Source organism: Verrucomicrobia bacterium CG1_02_43_26 (assembly GCA_001872735.1).
Taxonomy (GTDB): domain Bacteria; phylum Verrucomicrobiota; class Verrucomicrobiia; order Opitutales; family CG1-02-43-26; genus CG1-02-43-26.
Map to the genome: position 1 here is coordinate 163,358 of MNWT01000014.1, position 7,498 is coordinate 170,855.

Annotated in this window: 7 protein-coding genes; all 7 read right to left on the reverse strand. The window is 44.8% G+C overall.

The window, feature by feature from the left end; translation table 11 throughout:
* Positions 1–83 precede the first annotated feature (83 nt).
* Positions 84–2,399: a polyribonucleotide nucleotidyltransferase gene (locus AUJ82_05600; GenBank protein OIO59703.1), complete on the reverse strand. Its 2,316-nt coding sequence runs from the start codon at positions 2,397–2,399 to the stop codon at positions 84–86.
* Between the two features lie 116 nt (positions 2,400–2,515).
* Complete coding sequence (locus AUJ82_05605; GenBank protein OIO59704.1) at positions 2,516–2,782, reverse strand: 30S ribosomal protein S15; 267 nt, start codon at positions 2,780–2,782, stop codon at positions 2,516–2,518.
* A 261-nt stretch (positions 2,783–3,043) separates the two neighbouring features.
* On the reverse strand, positions 3,044–3,430 hold the full coding sequence (locus tag AUJ82_05610) for a hypothetical protein (protein ID OIO59705.1): 387 nt from the start codon (positions 3,428–3,430) through the stop codon (positions 3,044–3,046).
* Between the two features lie 52 nt (positions 3,431–3,482).
* The gene (locus AUJ82_05615; protein OIO59706.1) at positions 3,483–4,751 is read right to left on the reverse strand and encodes a hypothetical protein; all 1,269 of its coding nucleotides are present in this window, start codon (positions 4,749–4,751) and stop codon (positions 3,483–3,485) included.
* A 21-nt stretch (positions 4,752–4,772) separates the two neighbouring features.
* Positions 4,773–5,261, reverse strand: a complete 489-nt coding sequence (locus AUJ82_05620) for a hypothetical protein (GenBank protein OIO59707.1) — start codon at positions 5,259–5,261, stop codon at positions 4,773–4,775.
* Positions 5,262–5,331: 70 nt separating this feature from the next.
* Positions 5,332–6,342, reverse strand: coding sequence for a GTPase ObgE (locus AUJ82_05625; GenBank protein ID OIO59708.1), 1,011 nt, complete (start codon positions 6,340–6,342; stop codon positions 5,332–5,334).
* 241 nt (positions 6,343–6,583) lie between these two features.
* Positions 6,584–7,234 carry a hypothetical protein gene (locus AUJ82_05630; GenBank protein ID OIO59709.1) on the reverse strand — a complete coding sequence of 217 codons (651 nt, stop codon included), beginning with the start codon at positions 7,232–7,234 and terminating at the stop codon, positions 6,584–6,586.
* Between the last annotated feature and the right edge of the window lie 264 nt (positions 7,235–7,498).

Below are 7,498 nucleotides of genomic sequence, written 5' to 3' on the forward strand. Positions count from 1 at the left end.
GGTTGAGTTGAATATTTTTAGGCAATAAAAAAGAGCCATTTATAATAAATGGCTCTTTTGGAGATTGATTTGAAAATAATTTCTTATCGTTGGTCGAAACGCTCGCGCCTGTTGCCACGATCACGGTCACCGCCGCCACCGCCGCTACGACGAGGTCCGCCACGGTCGAAACCGCCACCGCCACTACGACGAGGTCCGCCACGATCGCCACCACGGTCGAAACCGCCGCGCTCACGATTGCCAGTAAACGCTGGGCGTTCTTTAGCAACGTAAGGGATACCCTGTTCTTCACAAATAGCTGCACGACGACTTAGGCGTACACGGCCCTTTTCGTCGATACCGATACATTTAACGGTCATAACATCACCTAGTTTGCAGACATCTTCGACATTGTCGACTGGACCTTCTGCAAGTTCGGATACGTGAACGAGACCTTCTTTGCCTGGTAGGCATTCTACGAATACACCGAATTCGCGTACTGATTTAACGGTAGCGCTGTAGGATTGACCTGGTTCGATGTCGCTGGTGATCGCATTGACCTCGCTGATAGCGCGATCCATAGATTCCTGGCTAGTCGCAAAGATAGAGATGCGACCACTATTGTCTTCATTGATATCAATTTGAGCACCACTAACTTCGGTGATCTTCTTGATGTTTTTACCACCTGGGCCGATCAATAGACCAATTTTGTCTGGATCAATCTGCATTTGGTGTACTCTTGGGGCATGCGCCTTGAGTTCTTGTTTTGGTTCTGGGAGTTCTTCTTTCATTTTGTTTAAGATTTGGAAGCGGGCTTCCTTGTTTTGTTGGATAGCCTCTTTAGCTATTTCTAAAGGAAGGCCTTTAATTTTGAGATCAAGCTGGAAGCCTGTGATACCTTGACTTGTTCCGGCGATTTTGAAATCCATATCACCGAAATGGTCTTCAGCACCTAAAATATCAGTTAAGAGGACATATTTAGATATGTCACCCTTGTTATCATTTTCAGTGACGAGGCCTACGGAGATGCCTGCTACCGGGGAGCTGATAGGAACACCAGCATCCATGAGAGCTAAGCAACCGCCGCAAATGGAAGCCATGGACGTTGATCCATTAGATTCCATAACCTCTGAGACGAGACGAATTGAGTAAGGAAAATCCTCTTCTGGTGGTAAGACCGGAAGGAGAGATCTTTCTGCGAGGGCACCGTGGCCGATTTCGCGCCTACTTGTGAAACCAAAACGCCCTGTTTCGCCTACGGAGAAAGGAGGGAAGTTATAGTGTAGCAAGAAGGACTTGGATTGCGCACCGCCGGTGAGGCCATCGAGATCTTGGGAATCGCGGCTAGTGCCGAGGGTTGCCAAGACGAGGGCTTGCGTTTCGCCACGAGCGAAGATAGCGGAACCGTGAACACGAGGCAGAACATCTGTCTCACATTCAATTGTACGCAAATCTTTAGGCCCGCGACCATCCGCGCGTTTACCGGCATCAAGGATATTGTGACGGTATACGTGTTCTTGAATTTCTTCGAAAGCCAAGCGAACTTGGTTTCCGTCAAAGTTTTCCTCGCCGAGCTCCTTTTTTACGGCCTCAATAGCCTCTTCCTTAATAGCAGAGACTGCGGCATCGCGTTCAGAACGCTGGTCTTGGAAGACAGCTTCTGCGATTTTTTTATCGGCAACCTTTTTACAGATTTCGAGAACCTTTTCGTCTGCCTTGATGAGTTTAAACTCCTTCTTGGTCTTATTGACGAGTTTAGCGAGCTCCTTTTGGGCATCAATGATTTTTTGAACCTTTTGGTGAGCGAACTCTAACGCTTCGATAAAACGCTCATCCGGGAGCTGGTCTGCGCTACCCTCGATCATAAGCATTTCCTTTTCCGTACCGACATAAATGAGGTCCAGAGTGGATTCAAAAAGCTGATCGTTTGTTGGGTTTGCCACAAATTCGCCATCAATTTCGCCTACGCGAACACAACCTACAGGTCCATTCCAAGGAATATCGGAGCACATGAGAGCAGCGGAAGCACCATTTACCATTAAGATATCGGGCTCATTTTCCATGTCTGCGGACAATAGAATACCGATGACCTGAACTTCGTTTATAAAACCCTTATCGAATAAAGGACGGAGTGGGCGGTCACACAGACGAGACGTGAGGATTTCCTTTTCGCTGGGGCGGCCTTCTCTTTTGATAAAACCTCCAGGGAAGCGACCTGCGGCAGAGAATTTTTCCCGGTAGTCTACCGTTAATGGGAAAAAGTCCTGATCGGGTCTTACGGAGTTTGCGACGACGGCGCTAACGAAGACATTGGTGTCTGCCAGGCTTACTACTACAGCCCCGTTAGCTTGTTTAGCGATGGAACCGGTGGAAAAAGTGATTCCCAGTTCGTCCACAGTTACAGTGTGTTTTTGTTTCATATATTTCTTTTCTCTTTAAAAATTAAAAGCTAATAGGCGGTTAGGACGCTTATTAGCTGACAAACATTACATTATAGGGATGGTTGATACCGCGATGGGTGGGCAAGAACATCCAATTATCGACGCAGGCTTAAGCGCTGGAGCATGTCGTTATATTTTTCCAAATCTTTTTTCTTCAAATAATTGAGATGCTTTCTGCGCAGGTTTGTTAGGGCGATGAGACCCTTGCGAGAATGAAAGTCCTTTGGATGAAGCTTCAAGTGACCTGTGAGGTGCTTGATGCGAGCGGTTACGAGGGCGATTTGAACCTCGCTGGAACCGGTATCCTTCGGGTTGATTTTGAAGTCTTCGATGATCTGTTGTTTGTCTATACCTTGTGTCATTTTATATATCTGTTGATTCGTAATTTGCGGATCTGCCCCTTAGCGGATCGAATTTCCAGCCCCTCGCCAGAAATTCCGTTAGAAACCTCAATTTGAGTAAATTACGGAGAAGCGCCTGAATGAGCGGTTCTCTAACGCTGTTGATCATTAGACGGTATTTGTTGGACAAAAGCAAGGGGAAAATGAAGAGATTCATTATTGTTGATATGCAGGCGATGCTCGGTAGCCTGTAATGTATTTCCTCCTTAATCGTTGGCCTATCTACCCAAGATCCAGGAGGATATCCTTAATGGATTCGCAACCCGGGAGGGCGTGAATTTTGTTTAAGATCTGTCTGCGTTCGAAATAGAGCTCGTTACGCAGAATGGGGTTATTAATAGTGATAATAAGAACTCCGCCCTCGATTATTTTAGATGGGCAGCAACGATGGGCTCTTTGGGAACCGACAATGGCCTTCCAGTTTTCCATAATGACCATTTCTGAGGTTTTGCGGCCGATGTTGTATTTCTTGAAATTCCGCTCCAGGAGGCTGTCTATGGAAAAGAGGGTGGAGAGGTTAAGTTTTCGGGAGGGATAGGGGATACCGCGGAGTTCTGAGATGAGCTCCGTTTCCTTTTGAGAAAACGCGTATTTTTTACCCTGGGACATTGTTATACCCCTGTAATGCTAAGCTAAAAGCCGAAAACGAGCAACCTTGAATTTAGATACGGAGTAACGCTTTCGTTGTTTCGATATCGTAGCCAGTAAGAACGTAGACCGCCTGCATATAATCATCTCGATCCGCTTTCAGCAATGTTTTCAAATCCAGGACAACGGGGGTGCTTTCACTGGCCTTTTTCAAGTCTTCCTCTGTGATTTGATTGTTGGTAGCTCGTTTAACGGCTTTTTCGATAAGCGCCTTGAGTTCTTCGAAATTATTGGGCCAAGATTGTTGGGCTAAATGAGTTAAGGCAGCTGTGTTTAGTTTTGGAATCTCTCTTCTGCCCAATATTTTAGCCTCTTGGGTAACTAAGTGTTGGGCTAGTATGGGGACATCCTCCGGGCATTCGGAGAGTTTAGGAACCGTGAACTCGAGTGTGCCCAGGAATAAGTACAAGCCCTCTGGGATTTTATTTTCCTCGATAAGACGATCCGGAGATTTACTAAAGAAGAATAAAAAACGCATAGGCTTTTTAATTTCCTCAAATTTATTCTTTTTTGAAACCAGATCCTCGAGGACGCGCAATTGCTCGGGGGAGAGGTCTGTGACCATAGGGGTGACGATTGTGATGCGATCCTGATGTTCGGCGGGTTTGATGGCCTTGAGGATGGCATTGGGCTCGATATCTTCTTTATTTAAGAAGACAAAATTTTCGTTTACATTTTTTGGAAAACGATTTAAGTCGAACGAGATTTCTTTGAGATGCGTTCCTGGAGGCGCGATTAGAACGAGACTTGTTTTGAAATTATGGTGCGTGTAGAGCCAGTAGGCGAATTCGTTCGTTTTTGGGGAATTGCAGGGGAAAGCCTTAAAAGAGCAAGGGTGAAGCGTGTCTGTACTATGCCGTTCCTTATGATTCTCAGCTGTTGGCAACGGGAGGGTGCGCCCCTTTTTTATTTCAGGGTGGAGACTTTTGAGAAGCTCAGCTGTTTTGTCTAATAAAGAAAAAACGTTTAACGGTTTTAGGAAAACACCGCCAACGCCTTCTTTGACCAGTTGCCTGATGGATTCGGGATCCAGGTAACCGGATACCATGATGCAAGGGATTTCGGGGCGTATGTTTTTGATTTGTTTGATGAAATCGATGCCTAAGATCTTGGGCATTTTTTGGTCTGTTACCACGAGGTCGTAGTGATGGTTTTTGAAACTTTCGATGGCGAGCTCGGGATCTTTAATGGAAGTGACACTGTAGTCCGCGTGGGCAAAAATGTCGGTTAACAGTGTATTAAACGTTTCATCATCATCTAGAATTAAAATACTTTTGGGCATAGGGGTAATCCTTTCTTAAGATTAATGTGAAATAGCGCTTTGGAGGGTATTGGGGAGCTTGTGTAGCATTGCAATCAAGGATTCCATGGGGGTGGTGTACCAAATGATTTTACCATCGAGCTTATCCTCCCAGTAATCGATCGCGGGCTTGCAGAGGGAATAGGAGGTGGCGATGAAATAAAATTTTTCCTCATGGCCGAACGGCAGGCACCAAGTGGACTTACAGAGCTCATGGGATATGCCGAGTGCTTTGGGGTCTGGGATATTATACGAAGCGATATCGATCAATGTGTTTTGTGATGTTTCCCAGAGGATAGATTCCTGAAAAGCATTGAGATCAAATAAAAGGATTTTGAGGAGAGAAGAATCCTGCCAATTACCGCTTTTTAGCTTTGCAACGAGAATATCATTTGCTTCTTCTAGCTGCTGTTGGGTAATGTAATTGGCTTCAAGCAAAGCAGAGCCCAAATAACGATTTGAGCGTAGGATAAGAGATCTGAAATTTTCCATTGTTAATGGGGAAGGGGGAAACCTCAGGAGAGGGAATGGGGGGGAAAGGATGTGAGTTGTCCTTACCCTATTAATTATCAGAAATGTCTGAAGAACGCAAGTCTGCGTATAAGTCTTCTTTGAGCTCTTTAATTCCTGTGCCCTCCAGGCAGGATATAGGGCGAATAAAAAGACCCTTATGCTTTTTCTGAAAACGCTTTAAATTCTCCTTAGCCTCTGGGAGGTCCATCTTATTGGCGGCAATCATGTGCGGTTTTTCCAGCAATTTAGGATCGAATAAGCGGAGCTCTTCACGCAGTTGGGCGTAATCCTCTAAAGGGTCACGGTTATCTACACCAGCCATGTCTAAAATAAACAGCAAGAGGCTACAACGCTCGATATGCCTTAAGAAACGATGGCCAAGGCCCTTGTTTTCACTAGCACCCTTGATGAGCCCTGGGATATCTGCCAAAAGAAGACGATCGTAGTGATTTTCGTATTCGATGACACCGATATTAGGTACCTTTGTTGTGAAAGGATAAGGAGCTGTCTTTGGATGGGCTTTTGTCAGCAAACCCTGCAGGGAAGATTTACCAGCATTAGGGAAACCTACCAGGCCGATGTTTGCTATAAATTTGAGGACGAGCTTGAACTCCTTTTCCTCGACCTGTTCGCCCGGAATGGCTTGCCGGGGAGCGCGGTTTACGGAAGATTTAAAGTGGATGTTGCCCAAGCCGCCCTTGCCGCCTTGAAGCAGCACAACGCGTTGGCCAGGGACGAGGAGCTCGGCTACCCTTATGCCAGAATCTTGATCATAGACGATTGTACCCGGGGGCATTTTGAGCTCGCAGCTTTCTCCGCTGACACCGGTACAGTTTCTGCCGGCGCCATCTTGGCCGGCTTTGGCTTGGTAGTGGGCTTTAAAATGATAAGGCGTGAGGTCATTCATGTTCTCATCGCAAACGAGAACGATATCGCCACCCTTGCCGCCATCGCCACCATCCGGGCCACCTTTGGGGATGTATTTTTCTCTACGAAAACTCATACACCCGTTACCACCATTACCCGCCTTTAAGCGGACTATTTTTTCGTCAATAAACATAAGCCTTTAAGTAGTTTATGGAATTCTGAGGGAAGGTAAAGGCTAAAAGGGTAGTATTTTATTGAAAGAAGTGTAAGGCATTGTCAACGATGCGAACTTGGTAATCGGTAATACCGCCATCGCCCATGATTTTCCAGATTTAGCAGCAAGATCAGGCTTAAAATGTTTTCTAGCCCGCTTTCAGAAAAGGATTATCTATTCTCCGCAGCGGTTGACCATTGCGTTCACTACTTTAGTGTATTTACTGATCCCTTTCCTCTTTCTTCTGGTCTATTACTTCCCAATCGACCAGAGTTTCCTCGATTTCCATACGTATTGGGTTAAAAAAAATTCGGTAATCAATTTGGCCCCGTTTAACAGAGGGATTGTCTTCAATTACGCTCAGGAGTTCAACGCCATCACACCCTATTTCTTTTAGCCAATTGATCAAATTATTACAATCATCACGCCTTGATGCTGATATTAATACTGATTCTTTAAACTCATCTTTTGTGAGATTTTTATTATTATAGTGTTCCTGTAGTTTTCCCAAAAGTTCTTCTTCTTTGCTCTTTTCCAGACGGTCATGAATAAAATCTGCTAATTCTTTAGAATCAGTAAAAATCTTACCCTCACCTAAAATATCCCGGAGAGCACATTGATTCGCAGAACCTCGAAGATTAAATAAAATCCACATTGGCTTACTGCTGTCTAAAGGTTCTGATAGCACTGTTGCAATTTCATGTTTCGTAAGTCTCCCATCATTATAATATTCTTTTAGTGTTTCCAAAAGGTTTCCCTCTTTGGCGAGAAAATCTATTGGGCGCATTTTGCTTTTTTCGCTAAAGGTTAATAAACTTTCCACTAAATCGCCATTTTTTTCTGAAACAGCGTCGTTGAGGATCTCTTCCACCGTTCTTGCTTTATCAGAAAGTCTAAACTCAGATTCTTTGCTGAGTGTTGTCAGTTCTCTGAGTTCAATAGGCTTATTAGAAGTTTCAATTGTTGATTTTTGGGGTAATGATTACGACTCGAATGACGAGGCAAAAAAGAGTTTAAAAAAGGTAAGTAAAGAGATGTAATGAAGGAGTGGTTCAAGAAACGATCAAATGCTATCATTGCGGGAGTGAAGATGTTGTAAAAAACGGAAAGGCACCGAATGGGAAACAGAAGTACA